Genomic DNA, 13,211 nt, shown 5'->3' with positions numbered 1-13,211 from the left:
AGGTGGCGTAGTTAGGACCGGTCAGTCACACGGCTATTGCCACGGATCGTCCGCGTACTTGTAGCCCTTGTCTCTCAGGTAGGTGCGCAATACCGACGCTGAACTTACAGTCCAATCCTGTTCCTTGGCGTTCATTGACCGGCCAAACCCTTCCTGCAATGAAGTCAGCAATTGCTGCGCTTGCTTTCGGGTGATGCTCAAGTGGCTAAGGTGGTTCTGACTGTCCGGCTTCTGGGAGATGATCAAAGCAAACACCAGCGGCGTCATCTTAAAGATCGACTCATCAACATACTCGACCTGAGCCGTTACTTCTGGCATATGCGATGAAAGTTTTCCGTAATCAACGCCCGGCTTAGGTCCGTCAGCAAACGTCTTTGCCGTCGTCACCATGTCATCGTATAGCTCGATCTTCCTGTTATAGAACTCGATCAACGTAGGAAGGAGTGTTTCGAACGGGTGACTCAACTGCATCTGCTGCAACCGACCGATCGTAGCAGCAAGCTTTAGCTTGATGCGCGTACCGTTGCGGATGATCGCCATCATCACTGCTTGCGAGTTTTCTTTACGAGCCGAATCGAAGTCGGCTTTCGCTACGTCCTGATAGTTTTTAGTCTCGACAAGTTCCCGCACAAATTCCGACACGACTTGATAATGCGGCGTGTCTTCAGCATAGCATCTGATCGAAACTGCAAGTAGGAAGAACAACACGAAGATGAGTTTGCGCATGGTTTCTCGCTGTCGGAGATATGTGCGTAGCTTCGCTACCGAGCGATCATAGCAGTGCGCGGGCTGTTTTCTGATCTGTCCGTGGCCGATTTGGTGACATCAACGGCGGTGCGGACCCGTCTGAAGAACGCCGAGTGTAGTTTGCAGGAAGAAGACCTCGAAAAAGCGTTCGGGTACAGCGCGGAAGCCGTTGACGTGGCGACCGGTGAATTAATCGCGCTCCTCTCTAGACGGTCACGCAGCTGGCCGCCTTCATCTTCCGCTGGACTCGACGATGCTGCCATTCGATTCGCCCGCGAACTTGAAGGGTATCTCGATGATGCCGCAGCCGGGAGCGAGCGCATGACCATAATGCTCGCCTTGGCTGTAAACATCAGTGAGCTTGTTTGATTCGAATCGGTTGTACCCGTAATGCACCGTATGATCGGGGGGCACTACAACTGGGAGCGTATGCATGATGCATCGGCGTTGACCATATCCGACGCAGCTTTCGCCGTGGACTTCGCGACCAAGTTTGCGTTGGCGGTCCAAGGGCGGATGCCACACTCTGACTAGAAAGGGTGCGACGTGAATTCGACCAAAGCCAAACGCAGAAAGCTTGCGGAATCGTTCTTTTTCGAGCGTGCTCAGGGATTGTTGACGTGCTGGCCGCTGGGGACCATCGATGCAACAGGCGAAGAACCGGATATTCTCGTGGCAGCGCCGGGAGGAAAGTACGGCGTTGAAGTGACCGAGATGCTACGCGGAAAGCTGCGTGCGGTCGAAGAAACCCGTAGGTTGATTTGCGAAAAGGCTCAAAAGCGTTTTCTGAGCAGCGTCAACGCGGACTGCCTTGATGTGAAGGTGGTATTTCGTGAGCATGCAGCGCTTAGGCCGAAGGACCAAGATGCTGCGGCGACCGACCTTGCGGCGATAGTCGGTTCCCGGATCACTTCTATACCTTCGAATGTGTTGTCGGCTAGATTAAAAGACGGTACGGATTTCGAGTCGGATTTATTCACGTCGGTCTGGCTGCATCACCATCCGAACTGTCCTCGCTCCCGGTGGCAGCCGGTGAGTGCATGGTGGGTCCCGGTGGCATCGCCAGCAGATGTGCAGGCCACGATTGACAGGAAGGAACGCAGGGCTGCTGCATACCGGAAACGCGTTGAAGATGTCTGGCTGTTGATCGTAATGCAGGGATTCAGCGGGTCGGCGGCGTGGTCGATTGATGACGCCGTCTTCTCTCATCATTTTGGAACCACGTTTAACGGGGTCGTCTTGCTGGACTATGCCATGAATAGGGCTCACCGGCTCTTGGTCAACGACAGCTAGTCGATTCGCCGGGCGCTGTCATCAAACCGACGCCTTAATCGGTGTTTTTGCTAGGTGGGCGATTCTGGGCGTGGTTATAGAATCGCAAGGCATCGGCAACGTCTTGTAAAAAAGCTGACGACAATTCAAAACTCACCTTCCGGGGACCACCATGAAAGCAAAATCGATTGCTGTCTGTTGCTTGTGCGTGATCTCGTCCACTGCATTTGCGCGTGGTGCCGGATTGGGCGGCGGACACAGTAGTTACCATTCAAGCAGCAGCGGCGGACACAGTAGTTACCATTCAAGCAGCAGCGGCGGACACAGCAGCTACCATTCAAGTAGCAGCGGCGAGCACTACGTCAGCGGCTACACGCGCAGCAACGGCACCTATGTAAGCGGCCATCACCAAACCAATCCAAACGGGACCAAGTACGATAACTGGTCGTCGAAAGGGAACGTGAATCCCTACACCGGCAAGAAAGGGACGGTCGATCCGTCAAAGTGAGCGTGTGATGACCGTTGGGAGATTGGTCAGATCGGATCGCGGCTTGCTTCATTCATGGCGGGACCCGATCATATCGGACCGGAATGACGGATTCGATACGTGATGAGCGACACGGAAAGCACCATAGACTTTTCTCAGCGGTTCAAATTCCAAGACTGGCCCAATCCTGCAATACCGGCGCTGGCTGCTGGTGTCTATGCGATTTGGCACGACCATGCGTTCATCTACTGCGGGATGTCGGGAAGGGAATTCGAGAAGGCGCAACTGGCGCAGAGAAAGAAGTACGGGCTGGTCACACGGTTGGCAAGCCACGCGTCCGGGCGGCTCAGCGGCGACCAGTTCTGCGTGTATGTGGCGAATCGACTTGTGCTTCCAAGCTTGGGGCTGGACGAATTGCGAAAATTCGCATCGGGCGAAAACACGCTGGATCGGCTGACCAAGGCGTACATACACCGTCACTTCGAGTACCAGTTTGCAGTTGTCGATACGAGCAAGCAAGCGTATGAATTGGAAACGCAGATTAGGTCCGGGGCTGTCTTCGGGGTTAAGCCGCTCTTGAACCCGGACTGAAGCACGCCATCTCGCGATTCTCGGCGTTAGTTGGTTACTGCGCCGGTGGTTGCAACGATCAAAACCGACGTTTAACGTTCTAATTGACACTGCCTATGGCTGGCCGTCGCGGAAGACCCGAAGCACAGGCGATGACTTGTTCGGCAGCGAACATTCCTGATTCGGCAGAGACCGTATCGTAGGAGCATAAATCAACACCACGATGTTTGGCTCGTCTCGTGCGGTGTATCGGGGGGACTATGCGTCAATCAGGATTCGGACTTTTTTGGGGATCGGCCTTCGCCATTTCCGTGGTTGCAAGCCTTTCCGCGTGCACCCCTAGCGTTGAAGATGGGGTAAAGGCGTATGAATCCAAGGACTACGCGAAAGCCGTGAAAGTATTCGCGGCGCGGGACGACGACCCGGTTTCTTTGTACTATCGATACAAGATGAGCAGGTATGGTGAAGGTCTTCCCAAGAGCGACCAGCAAGCGCTTCAGTTCCTGTCCCGAGCAGCAAAAAAGGATTATCCGGAGGCCATGCTGGACTACGGTGAACGTTTGCTGGACGGAGATGGCGTGCCGAAAGACCCAGAGGGCGGGTTGGCGGTGCTTGAAAAGGCTGGACAGCTTGGGACGTTGGAGGCTTATGCACAGATTGGCGACTACTACTTGCACCACGCCAAGGTACCCGCGCTTGGGCTTTCGTATTTGATGAAAGCGGAAGGAACCATTGATGGCAAGCTAAAGTTGGCTGACTTGTACGAAAGTGGTGCTGTGGGAGTGCAGCAGAGCCCAAGCAAAGCGTTGGCGTATTGGCAGCAGGTTGAGACGCAGGGGGCGCAGGCGTCAAAAAGAGGTCTTGTGAACTACGCGAGGCTACAGCAAGCCGAGTTTTACTATTACGGTTTTGGTGGGCCGCGAAATCCCGAGTTGGCGGCAAAGACTCTTGAACCCTACATAAACGACGACCCCGACGTAAAGAATCTCTACGCATGGTTGTTGTTTCGTGGGGAGGGAGTCGCGAGGGATAGTCTTCGAGCGACAAAGCTGTGGTTGAGTAATGTCGATGAGAAAACCGGCAAGGTCAATGGAGTTTCTCCTTACCCGTACATTTATGCCGGCCTTGCACAAGCCTATGCAGAAGGGATCGGGATAACGCAGGACATAACCAAAGCCAACTCATACTTTGCTCAAATAAACCCTATCTACTCGGGAGAGTATTGGTCGGCAAAAATGAAGGCAGAGGGGTTTTTGGGACTTCCCTGCCCTTATTCTGCGAGCGTAATGCGGCTTGATGATGCTCACGTTGGGCGATATCGTTTGATTGCCGGAGAAGCCTCTTTGGCCGTTGCGAATTGTTTGATGAGAAAGGGTGCCAAAGATCCGCTGGCCGGGACATATGCCGGAATGGCTCTGGCCGTCGCCGCCCGAATTGGTGCGAACGGCGCTGCTACCAAAGAACATGAATTGTCCATCAAAGAAGCGAGAGGGGGCGTGATTCTTGGAATGACTAAGCAGGAAGCTCTGGCGTCAAAGTGGGGACGCCCGGAACGAATCAATCGAACGCACACCGCTTCCGGTACAGATGAACAATGGGTCTACGGTGGCGGAAATTACCTCTACTTTAGGAACGGGATTCTTGAATCGTTCCAGAACTAGTTTTCCCGTGGGAGAGGTATGGAACTTCGCAAGTTGTGCTGTGTCGTGCGAATATGATGTTTGATATAAATGGGGGATTGATGGGCGCGATCCATTGGGTTGATGACGATGTGGGTTACGAGGCTTGGTTGCAAAATCATTCAGCAGGATATCTTGCAAATATCTATAAAAGCACTCCCGTCAAGACACGAACCCGTTACCTCAAAATTCATCGAGCAAGTCACAAGTTGCCCGATAGATCGAACCCGAATAGTTTAAATCCGTGGACTGGAAACAACTACGCAAAAGTTACGTCCGAGAGCCTTGTTGATTTGCTCAGTTGGTTGAAGTCAAACGGCTTTGAAATCAGTCCAGACAAGTATTGTATAAAGTGCGGTCTGAGCGGCGATGTAAGTCAGCACCAATTCTCGGACATGGTGTCCCGCGAACCGCTTGTTGTCTACCCCGATGAGATTCCGGCTGATCAGCAAACCTTCATTGAGGGAGCGACAAAGCAAGTTCTCGTGAATCAATACGAGCGAGACCCAAGGGCGAGGTCCAAGTGTATCCGCCATTGGAAAGCGACGTGCTACGTGTGTAGCTTCGACTTCGAGAAAGCCTATGGACCGATGGGGAAGGGCTTTATTCATGTACATCATTTGACCGACATCGCAAGCATTGGCGTCGAATATGAAGTCGATCCCGTCGAAGACCTTCGACCGGTTTGCCCGAATTGTCATGCCATGCTTCATACACAGCGCCCGGCCATCGATATTGACGAATTGAAGTCGATACTGAAGGCGTTGGCGGACCCATCTTCCACTGAACCAACAAGCACCTATCAATCAGAAGCACGCGCTGGAACTGAGATTAAATGAAGAGGCTTTCTCGCCGGTCGTCACCTCGAACCGAGACGAAGACCTGACCGTGGCTTACGTCCTACCATACGCACACGGCCTGATCGCCGGGAACTTTGTGTCCATCGTGACGCGGTTCGCGTCCTTGCTGGAATCTATCGTTCAGACCTACAACGAAGACAGGCTGATCGACCCCGGTCCAGTGTCGGGCACTGCGTCCGCCGTGCCCGACACTGGACCGGGGTCGGTCAGCAGCGAACTGCTGCACTGACAGCAAACGAATAGCCAAGGCCGCATCGTGCGTGGCTGTGGCATCAGCACGTGCATGCCGCAGTCTCGCTTGCTGGTTCGAATTCGATGTTGGCCTTGTGAAGACGTGCATAGATGCAGTCGATGCCGATACGCCAACCGTCCGGCATGGTTTCCTTCAAGCCCAATCCGCCGTTTCCAAGGCTGGAATCCAGAAGTGCGCTCTGCTCTACAGTGATAGGAACTACAGTGAGGCTGCACCTCAAGATTCGCGCAACATCTTCTATCGTCCATCCTCCCTTGAATAGTTCGAGACAGGCTTGAAGATGGTACTTACGCGGAACAACGTGCTCGTCCCATCCTGAGCCATTTTTGCCCTTGCCGCGTGGTACGAACTCATTCGGAATGAAATGCAGAAAGATTTCTGTGTTCGGTGGGGCGTCTTCCGTCAATATGCGACGGATGTAACGGGCAAGTCGCACGTAGGATCGTTCGATCTTCTCTTCTCTGTCCGTGATGCGCTGGTATCCCCGGTTCTCTGCCAAACATAAGGCCGTAAGCTCATCCATGATGTCACCGTGATCGACGGTCCCTTGTCGATCATGTGGCAGCCAATTGGCAAGGGCGCTCGTTGCTGTCAGCAGTGATCTGTGTGGCGCGTGATCTAGCGTTGTAAATACAACGTTTCGCTGTTGTCGCGTATTCGCATTGTTTCCATACGGCGAGAGAATGCGGATCGCATTGGTATTCCCTCCTTGCCCTTCCTCATGGGCTTCCCAGAGAAACAGTGCCGTCTCGAAGACGCGACGAATGTGCTTCTCCCGTTTGGACATATCCGGTGTCGTCGCCAGTGGCTTCATATATGCCGGGGTAAGGGTGCGGAAGCGGTTGAAATGAGGTGCGCTCACTACGCCGCGTTTTTCGAGCGTGTCCATCAGCGGCAGGGCATCGTTGTAGTCCAGTCGAAATTTTCGCTGTAACAGCGAGATGGAAACCGACTGTTCAGCGACAAGGACTGCCGTGGCTGCTGCGATGAGGTCAGGGTAGCCGGTGGATGCTTCATTCATTTGCGTTTTTCTCCGAAGATCGGGTTCGTGCCGAATGCGACGTAAGTCTCGAAACGAAGAACAGCGTCGGACGACTTCTAACCTTCCGATTGTTACAAATTATTGGGGCCACGGCTCCCCATGTGTCAAGCGGACTTCGAACCGATACAATCCGTCACCGTGAGGGTCGTAGGTCCAGCGTCAATCGAACTGACGAGAACGCCCTGACGCAGAAATGGGATTTCGCGGTTGAATTCCTCCCATGGGTAAAGTGAGGGTGTCCTATGCCAATGTGCTTCGTGATTCAACCGTTCACCGACATCTACAACAAGCGATTCGACGATCTGTACAAACCCGCCATTGAAACTGCCGGGATGACGGCCTATCGGGTCGATTAGGATTCGTCGGCGACGGTGTTGGTCGAAGCAATCGAGAAGAACATCAAGCGGGCGGCGGTATGTCTTGCGGACATCACGGAAGACAATCCGAACGTCTGGTATGAGCTTGGGTTCGCTTACGCAGCCGGACGGCCCGTCGTGATGGCTTGTTCAGATGAACGGCAAAAGGCCGGGAAACGGTTTCCGTTCGACATCCAGCACCGGGCCGTCGTCACCTACAAAACCGAATCTCCAAGGGACTTTCAGGCATTCAAGGACAATCTGACCGAACGTTTGAAAGCGATGCTTGAACAGGGGGAAGTGCTGGAAGAGATGGCGGAACAGGCAAGTGTCGCCAGCGTTGATGGGCTCTCGTCACAAGAACTCAATGTCTTGGTCGTTGCCGCCAGCAGCGTCGCTCAGGACGATGGTGCTACTTCGCTCTGGAACGTGCGAAACGATTGCGAACGTGCGGGGCTGAACAACTTGGGCTTCAATCTGGGAATGCGGCGATTGAAGGTGAAGGGGTTTATTGAGGCTGTCGAATTGGAAGATGAACGGGGGGATTCCTATCCCGGCGTCCGCGTGACCGAAAAGGCGTGGCTGTGGATCGAGACGAACGAGGATAAGTTCACGTTTCATTCAACCGGTGCCAAAACGTTTGATTCGCTTGATGACCAGATTCCGTTCTGAAAGGGCGCGAAGGATGCTGGTGCGTCCGGTGTCCCGCCGATCACTGCGACCGGGCCAGTAACCATCAAGAGGTCAGGGCAGAACTGGCGACACCCATAGAGTGCCGCCCCTTGAGACCTGTCAGCCGAGCTTTCGTGCCAACTCGGTAGCTGACGGATGGTAGTACCGCTTCAACATCGCCAAGCTGCGGTGGCCCGAGACGGCGGCCAGTTCGATGACGTTCGGCAGTTTCTGCGCCAGTCGTGTAATCGCGGTATGTCTAAGGTCGTGCCAGTGGAGGTCCTCGATGCCAGCACGTTTGCATGCCTTCCTGAACGCCGCGTGCAGCGTGTTGCCCTTGACCGGGATGACCTTGCCGTCGATGGAACGCGGAAGGGCAGCCAGAGTGGCAACCGCTTTCTTGGACAATGGGACCGTCCGTGCTGTCCCGTTCTTGGTCATCGGTAGATAAGCGGTCTGGACTTCAAGGTTGACATTCGACCACCGCAGTTCGACGAGTTCGCCACGCCGCATACCTGTTTCCAAGCTCAGGATAGTTGCGGGAAGCAGCCACACGTTTATGCGACCAGTCGGGACAAGTTCCGCAAGAAGCCGTGCTTCCTCGTCGGCGGACAGCACCCGATCTCGACCTTGGGGTGATGGTGGCTTACGGATCAACGCGACGGGGTTCGTGATGTTGATGTCCCATTCTCGACGCGCATGGTTGATGATTGCCGATAGGTAGGCCAGTTCCCGAATCACGGTGGCGGGCTTCACTTGTTTTAGCCGATCATCCCGATAAGCCGCGACTGCCTTTGGGGTCAACGCGGCCATGCTAAGTTTCGCGAGTCTGGTGCGGCAAGTAGCCCGAAGCCGCGATATTTCGTCCGTCGCACTTCTCAGTGTCGGCATTACGTCAGTGATGTAGCGTTCGATGATGTCTTCAAGCGTGTTCGCTTCGGCTTCACTGCGACTGACGAAACTTCCCCGATCCATGTCGGTTTCGACGGATCGCGCCCACTGTTCAGCATCTTGGCGGGTGTCAAAGGTCTTGACTTCGACGGGAAATCCTCGACGGCGGATTCGTGCTTGCCATCTGTCTTTTCTACGCTGAATTGCGGCCATTCCTGTCCTCTAGTGGAGCAGGATTGGAGCAAGATCGATTTAAGCGTCCTTCCGTAAGCCCGCGATGTCGTCAGCGGTAGCACCGTTTCGCCGGACAATGCTAAGTGCGTCGAGGGAAAAAGTCATTGAAAACAACGCCTTAACTCTGCGCCACCCAATCCCCCGACTTCCCGCCGTGCTTCTCCATCACACGCACATCGGTGATCGTCATGCCGCGATCCACCGCCTTGCACATGTCGTACACCGTCAGCAGCCCGACCTGCACGGCGGTTAGCGCTTCCATCTCCACGCCGGTGCGCCCGAGCGTCTCCACCTGAGCCGTGCAATGCACGCCGGGCAGCGTTTCATCGAGCTCGAAGTCCACCTTGACGCGCGTCAGCGCGAGCGGATGACATAGCGGAATCAGATCGGCGGTGCGCTTTGCGCCCTGGATCGCGGCGATGCGCGCGATGCCGATCACGTCGCCCTTTCTCGCGTTGCCGTCGCGGATCAGCGCGAACGTGTCCGGCAGCATGCGGATCGAGCCGCGCGCGACAGCGATGCGCTTTGTCTCCTGCTTGCCGCCGACGTCCACCATATGCGCCTGGCCGGCGGCGTCGAAATGGGTGAGTTCAGGCATGGTTGGGCTCCTTCAGAGGGCGCCTATCATAGCAGCGCGACGACTGACTACAATTGCCGTATGCCCGCTATCTTAGTCCGATTGGCGAGCGCCGCCTTTCGACTCCGTTCTACCAACCTCGCGATGCGTCCGAAACGGTTTCTTGCTGCGTTGCTGTGCGTCGCGCTCGTCGCGCAGCCGGGCGCGTTCGCGCAATCCCGCAGCGCCTCGGCCGTCAGCCCCAACACGCAGACTGAAGAACCGCCGATGGAAATCGGCCCGCTGAATGCTTATGCCGAACCCGTCGTGCCGCCGGCGATCGCGCGGGGCGTGTTCGGCGTCTACGGCGGCGCGCAGAGCCGCCTCTCGGGTAACGCCGGCGCGAACAGCGGCTGGCGCGCGCCGATCGTCGCGCAGCAACTGCCCGATCTCGGCAATGGCGGCGCCGGTTCGCTGACGCCGCAAGCCGAGCGCAAGCTCGGCGAGCGCGTGATGCGCACGTTGCGCCGCGACCCTGACTATCTCGATGACTGGCTGGTGCGCGACTACCTGAACTCGGTCGCCGCGAAACTTGCCGCGGCGGCGAGCGCGCAATACATCGGCGGCTATCGGCCGGACTTCGAGGTATTCGCGGGTCGCGACGCGCAAATCAACGCGTTCTCGTTGCCGGGTGGCTTCATCGGCATAAACACCGGGTTGATCGTGACGACGCAGACCGAGTCGGAACTCGCGGCCGTGCTCGGGCACGAGATGGGGCACGTCTTGCAGCGGCACATTTCGCGGATGATCACGACCGGCGAGCACAGCGGTTATGCGGCGCTCGCCGGCGTGTTGTTCGGCGTGCTGGCGGGTGTCCTCGCGCATAGCGGCGACCTTGGCAGTGCGATTGCGGTCGGCGGCGAGGCGTATGCGGTCGACAATCAGTTGCGCTTTTCGCGTTCCGCCGAGCATGAGGCGGATCGCGTCGGTTTTCTGTTGCTGACCGGCGCTGGCTACGACCCGTACGCGATGACGACGTTCTTCGGCCGGCTCGATCGTGCCTCGATGAGCGACACGGGCGTGCCGGCATACGCGCGCACGCATCCTCTGACGGGTGAGCGGATGGCCGACATGGCGGATCGCGCCCGTCGCGCGCCGTACCGGCAACCGCACCAGGCGTCCGAATATGGTTTCGTGCGGGCGAGGGCACGCTTGCTGCAGGATCGCTCGCGCAGTGAATACGCCGATGAGGTTTCGCGGCTGCGCTCCGAGATCGAGGACCGTACGGCGCTGAATGTTGCCGCGAACTGGTACGGCATGGCGTATGGGCAGATGCTGCTCGAGCGTTATGAGGACGCGGCGGCGTCGCTGGCGACTTCGCGTGCGGCATTTGTCGCTGGTGAGCGCAGTGAAGGCGAGGCGGCGCGCAGTTCGCCGAGTCTGGATGTGCTGGCTGCCGATATTGCGCGCCGCGCCGGCCGTGATGACGAGGCCACTCGTCTCGCCGAGCTTGCGCACAACCGCTGGCCGCAGTCGAATGCGGCGATCGACATGCATATCCAGACTTTGCTGACGATGCGGCGGTTTGCCGATGCGCAGGCGTTGGCGTTGAAGGAAACGCGAGCTGATCCGAAGCAGCCGGCGTGGTGGTTGTATCTCGCGCAGGCGAGTGCCGGGAAGGGGGATGCGCTCGCGCAGCATCGCGCGTTGGCTGAAAAGTTCGCTCTCGAGGGGGCCTGGCTTTCTGCCATCCGGCAACTGAAGGAGGCGCGGGATATGAAGACCATCGGATACTATGATCTCGCCACCGTCGATGCGAGGTTACATGAAATGGAGAGCCGCTACCGGGAGGAGCGGCTTGACGAGAAGAGTTAAGCCCTCGTTGCCGGGCTGACAACAAATCCGAACCGCCCGGCAACATCCGCCCGCCGCACAGCCTGCAGCGGCAAAGCAACCCCGTCTCGCCAGAAAAACGCTCCACTGACACCGTCGTCAGCCAACTGTGCATGATCAGAAAAAACTTCGAGATCGTGATCATGCAAAACAGCCACTCTTGGCGGCGCCGAGCGATCGACAAACAGAACTCCGCCTTCATCGTCGACATACACTGCCGAAGGCTCGAAGACACCGCCAGCCTGATCAGTCAAGGAAAGCGCTCCGCCAGCATCGGCGGACAACCTCACCACCCACGGCGTATAAGCCAATTCGACATAAACCCGCTGCGGCCCGTTCTGAAAGAACCACTGCCCGCTTTCATCCGCCTCGTAATTCCGGTTGATGAACGCCAGCAGCGCCGTGTGCCGGATCGGCGTGCCGGCAGCGCCGCCAGCCTGCGCAGCCTCATCCCTCATGCGCCAGTTGCCGCGCCGGTCGAGCAATAGCCAGCCCGTGCAACTCGGCACATCCGGCCATTTGGCCAAGGCCTGCCTGACGATGTCATCCATGATCGACGTACCGCTCCAGGTAGCCGAACACGCGCCGCGACAACCAGTCGATGCGGCCCGGGAACGGTCCGGTCATAAAACCGGCGTGACCGCCGTGCCTGGGTTGATCGAGTTCCACGGCCGCCGACACGTCACGCCGCGAGGGTAACGCCTCGCACGGCAGGAACGGGTCGTTGCGCGCGTTCAGTACCAGTGTCGGTACAGCGATGTGCGGCAGCAAGGGCCGCGTGGTCGCGCGGCTCCAGTAGTCGTCGGTATCGCGAAAGCCGTGCAGCGGGGCTGTCACCACGTTGTCGAACTCATACATCGTGCGGCTGGAGCGCATCGCGTCACGGTCGAACAGATCCGGAAACTGGACGAGCTTCTGTTCGGCTTTCTGCTTGAGCGTCTTCAGGAAACTGCGCGTATAGACCATGCCGAATCCCTGCGACAGCGCGCGTCCGCCGGCATGCACGTCGATCGGCGCCGAAATTGCGGCAGCGGCCGAGAGTACCGGCGCAGCGTCCTCGCGCCGCTCGCCGAGCCAGCGCAGCAGCACATTGCCGCCGAGCGACACGCCCGCGGCCACGATCGGCCCGCGATGCGCGGCACGCAGCCGCCGCAGCACCCAGTCCACTTCGTTGCTGTCGGCGAGATGATAAAAACGCGGCAGCAGATTCAACGCTCCGCTGCAACTGCGAAAGTGCGGCACCACGCCATGCCAGCCACACTCGCGCGCACCGGCCATCAGCGACATCGCATAGTGCGATGCAGAACTGCCTTCGAGCCCATGAAACAGCACGAACAGCGGGGCCTCGTCGGCGGGAACCTGTGGAGAAGCGGCGGCGCCCGATGGGCCAATGGAGCGCCCGTCATGCACCACCCAATCGAGATCGATGAAATCGCCGTCTGGTGTGTCCCAGCGCTCGCGCCGGAATGTGACCGCCGGACGGCGCGCGAACAGCGCTGGAACGATGGTCTGCACATGCCGGTTCGGCAGCCAGAGCGGCGCACGGTAAAGCAGATCGACCGTTGCCTCGACGGCAGCCGCGGCGTGCGTCGTGCCGGAAGAAGTGGAGTTGTCGTGCGTCGTCCCCCAATCCCCCAAGCGGACTTCCTGCGGGGCGGGGGACTTCCTGTGGGGCGTGCTCATACCGGCGCCGGAACAA

15 protein-coding genes are annotated in these 13,211 nt (G+C 57.6%); 9 read left to right on the top strand and 6 right to left on the bottom strand.

The features are described from left to right. Nucleotides 1-33 precede the first annotated feature (33 nt). On the bottom strand, nucleotides 34-726 hold the full coding sequence (locus tag DLM46_RS01650; protein WP_115098960.1) for a hypothetical protein: 693 nt from the start codon (nucleotides 724-726) through the stop codon (nucleotides 34-36). 54 nt (nucleotides 727-780) lie between these two features. Between DLM46_RS01650 and DLM46_RS01645 the strand changes: the two genes are divergently transcribed. From DLM46_RS01645 to DLM46_RS38920, 7 genes are all read left to right on the top strand, one after another. Beyond that, nucleotides 781-1,116 carry a hypothetical protein gene (locus DLM46_RS01645; protein ID WP_115098959.1) on the top strand — a complete coding sequence of 112 codons (336 nt, stop codon included), beginning with the start codon at nucleotides 781-783 and terminating at the stop codon, nucleotides 1,114-1,116. A gap of 177 nt (nucleotides 1,117-1,293) precedes the next feature. Next, entirely contained in the window at nucleotides 1,294-2,040 is a 747-nt protein-coding gene (locus DLM46_RS01640) for a hypothetical protein (protein ID WP_133300284.1), read from the top strand. A 151-nt stretch (nucleotides 2,041-2,191) separates the two neighbouring features. Continuing rightward, the gene (locus DLM46_RS01635; protein WP_115098957.1) at nucleotides 2,192-2,527 is read left to right on the top strand and encodes a hypothetical protein; all 336 of its coding nucleotides are present in this window, start codon (nucleotides 2,192-2,194) and stop codon (nucleotides 2,525-2,527) included. A 102-nt stretch (nucleotides 2,528-2,629) separates the two neighbouring features. Further along, nucleotides 2,630-3,097 (top strand): hypothetical protein, encoded by a 468-nt coding sequence (locus tag DLM46_RS01630; protein WP_165847890.1) that lies wholly within the window; start codon nucleotides 2,630-2,632, stop codon nucleotides 3,095-3,097. 239 nt (nucleotides 3,098-3,336) lie between these two features. Next, the gene (locus DLM46_RS01625; RefSeq protein ID WP_115098956.1) at nucleotides 3,337-4,737 is read left to right on the top strand and encodes a tetratricopeptide repeat protein; all 1,401 of its coding nucleotides are present in this window, start codon (nucleotides 3,337-3,339) and stop codon (nucleotides 4,735-4,737) included. Between the two features lie 53 nt (nucleotides 4,738-4,790). After that, nucleotides 4,791-5,594 (top strand): HNH endonuclease, encoded by an 804-nt coding sequence (locus tag DLM46_RS01620; protein WP_115098955.1) that lies wholly within the window; start codon nucleotides 4,791-4,793, stop codon nucleotides 5,592-5,594. 49 nt (nucleotides 5,595-5,643) lie between these two features. Continuing rightward, nucleotides 5,644-5,844: a hypothetical protein gene (locus DLM46_RS38920; protein ID WP_133300283.1), complete on the top strand. Its 201-nt coding sequence runs from the start codon at nucleotides 5,644-5,646 to the stop codon at nucleotides 5,842-5,844. Nucleotides 5,845-5,887: 43 nt separating this feature from the next. Here DLM46_RS38920 and DLM46_RS01615 read toward each other — a convergent pair whose 3' ends face one another. After that, complete coding sequence (locus DLM46_RS01615) at nucleotides 5,888-6,889, bottom strand: DNA translocase FtsK (protein ID WP_115098954.1); 1,002 nt, start codon at nucleotides 6,887-6,889, stop codon at nucleotides 5,888-5,890. A 395-nt stretch (nucleotides 6,890-7,284) separates the two neighbouring features. Here DLM46_RS01615 and DLM46_RS01610 point away from each other — a divergent pair, with 395 nt between their 5' ends. Next, nucleotides 7,285-7,938 carry a TIR domain-containing protein gene (locus DLM46_RS01610; RefSeq protein ID WP_133300282.1) on the top strand — a complete coding sequence of 218 codons (654 nt, stop codon included), beginning with the start codon at nucleotides 7,285-7,287 and terminating at the stop codon, nucleotides 7,936-7,938. A 120-nt stretch (nucleotides 7,939-8,058) separates the two neighbouring features. Here DLM46_RS01610 and DLM46_RS01605 read toward each other — a convergent pair whose 3' ends face one another. After that, nucleotides 8,059-9,042: a tyrosine-type recombinase/integrase gene (locus tag DLM46_RS01605; protein WP_115098952.1), complete on the bottom strand. Its 984-nt coding sequence runs from the start codon at nucleotides 9,040-9,042 to the stop codon at nucleotides 8,059-8,061. 139 nt (nucleotides 9,043-9,181) lie between these two features. Beyond that, the gene (moaC, locus tag DLM46_RS01600) at nucleotides 9,182-9,661 is read right to left on the bottom strand and encodes a cyclic pyranopterin monophosphate synthase MoaC (protein WP_115098951.1); all 480 of its coding nucleotides are present in this window, start codon (nucleotides 9,659-9,661) and stop codon (nucleotides 9,182-9,184) included. Between the two features lie 123 nt (nucleotides 9,662-9,784). Here moaC and DLM46_RS01595 point away from each other — a divergent pair, with 123 nt between their 5' ends. Continuing rightward, complete coding sequence (locus DLM46_RS01595) at nucleotides 9,785-11,494, top strand: M48 family metalloprotease (RefSeq protein WP_115098950.1); 1,710 nt, start codon at nucleotides 9,785-9,787, stop codon at nucleotides 11,492-11,494. Here DLM46_RS01595 and DLM46_RS01590 read toward each other — a convergent pair. Both DLM46_RS01590 and DLM46_RS01585 read right to left on the bottom strand, forming a co-directional pair. Then, on the bottom strand, nucleotides 11,491-12,063 hold the full coding sequence (locus tag DLM46_RS01590) for a DUF2946 family protein (protein WP_115098949.1): 573 nt from the start codon (nucleotides 12,061-12,063) through the stop codon (nucleotides 11,491-11,493). The two genes, DLM46_RS01595 and DLM46_RS01590, sit on opposite strands and share 4 nt — an antisense overlap. Next, nucleotides 12,056-13,195: a YheT family hydrolase gene (locus tag DLM46_RS01585; protein WP_244305782.1), complete on the bottom strand. Its 1,140-nt coding sequence runs from the start codon at nucleotides 13,193-13,195 to the stop codon at nucleotides 12,056-12,058. Before DLM46_RS01585 ends, DLM46_RS01590 begins: the two co-directional genes overlap by 8 nt. Nucleotides 13,196-13,211 lie beyond the last annotated feature (16 nt).

Source organism: Paraburkholderia lacunae (assembly GCF_003353175.1).
GTDB lineage: Bacteria > Pseudomonadota > Gammaproteobacteria > Burkholderiales > Burkholderiaceae > Paraburkholderia > Paraburkholderia lacunae.
The sequence above is the reverse complement of the archived record's forward strand: the minus strand, read 5'-3'. Positions and strand labels throughout refer to the sequence as shown.

What these genes read in the sequence shown, in the direction of transcription:
- DLM46_RS01595 (WP_115098950.1), top strand. Translation starts at nt 9,785, where the DNA reads ATGCGTCCGAAACGGTTTCTTGCTGCGTTGCTGTGCGTCGCGCTCGTC.
- DLM46_RS01620 (WP_115098955.1), top strand. Translation starts at nt 4,791, where the DNA reads ATGATGTTTGATATAAATGGGGGATTGATGGGCGCGATCCATTGGGTT.
- DLM46_RS01605 (WP_115098952.1), bottom strand. Translation starts at nt 9,042, where the DNA reads ATGGCCGCAATTCAGCGTAGAAAAGACAGATGGCAAGCACGAATCCGC.
- DLM46_RS01630 (WP_165847890.1), top strand. Translation starts at nt 2,630, where the DNA reads ATGAGCGACACGGAAAGCACCATAGACTTTTCTCAGCGGTTCAAATTC.
- DLM46_RS01615 (WP_115098954.1), bottom strand. Translation starts at nt 6,889, where the DNA reads ATGAATGAAGCATCCACCGGCTACCCTGACCTCATCGCAGCAGCCACG.
- DLM46_RS01650 (WP_115098960.1), bottom strand. Translation starts at nt 726, where the DNA reads ATGCGCAAACTCATCTTCGTGTTGTTCTTCCTACTTGCAGTTTCGATC.
- moaC (WP_115098951.1), bottom strand. Translation starts at nt 9,661, where the DNA reads ATGCCTGAACTCACCCATTTCGACGCCGCCGGCCAGGCGCATATGGTG.
- DLM46_RS01590 (WP_115098949.1), bottom strand. Translation starts at nt 12,063, where the DNA reads ATGGATGACATCGTCAGGCAGGCCTTGGCCAAATGGCCGGATGTGCCG.
- DLM46_RS01635 (WP_115098957.1), top strand. Translation starts at nt 2,192, where the DNA reads ATGAAAGCAAAATCGATTGCTGTCTGTTGCTTGTGCGTGATCTCGTCC.
- DLM46_RS01625 (WP_115098956.1), top strand. Translation starts at nt 3,337, where the DNA reads ATGCGTCAATCAGGATTCGGACTTTTTTGGGGATCGGCCTTCGCCATT.
- DLM46_RS01585 (WP_244305782.1), bottom strand. Translation starts at nt 13,195, where the DNA reads ATGAGCACGCCCCACAGGAAGTCCCCCGCCCCGCAGGAAGTCCGCTTG.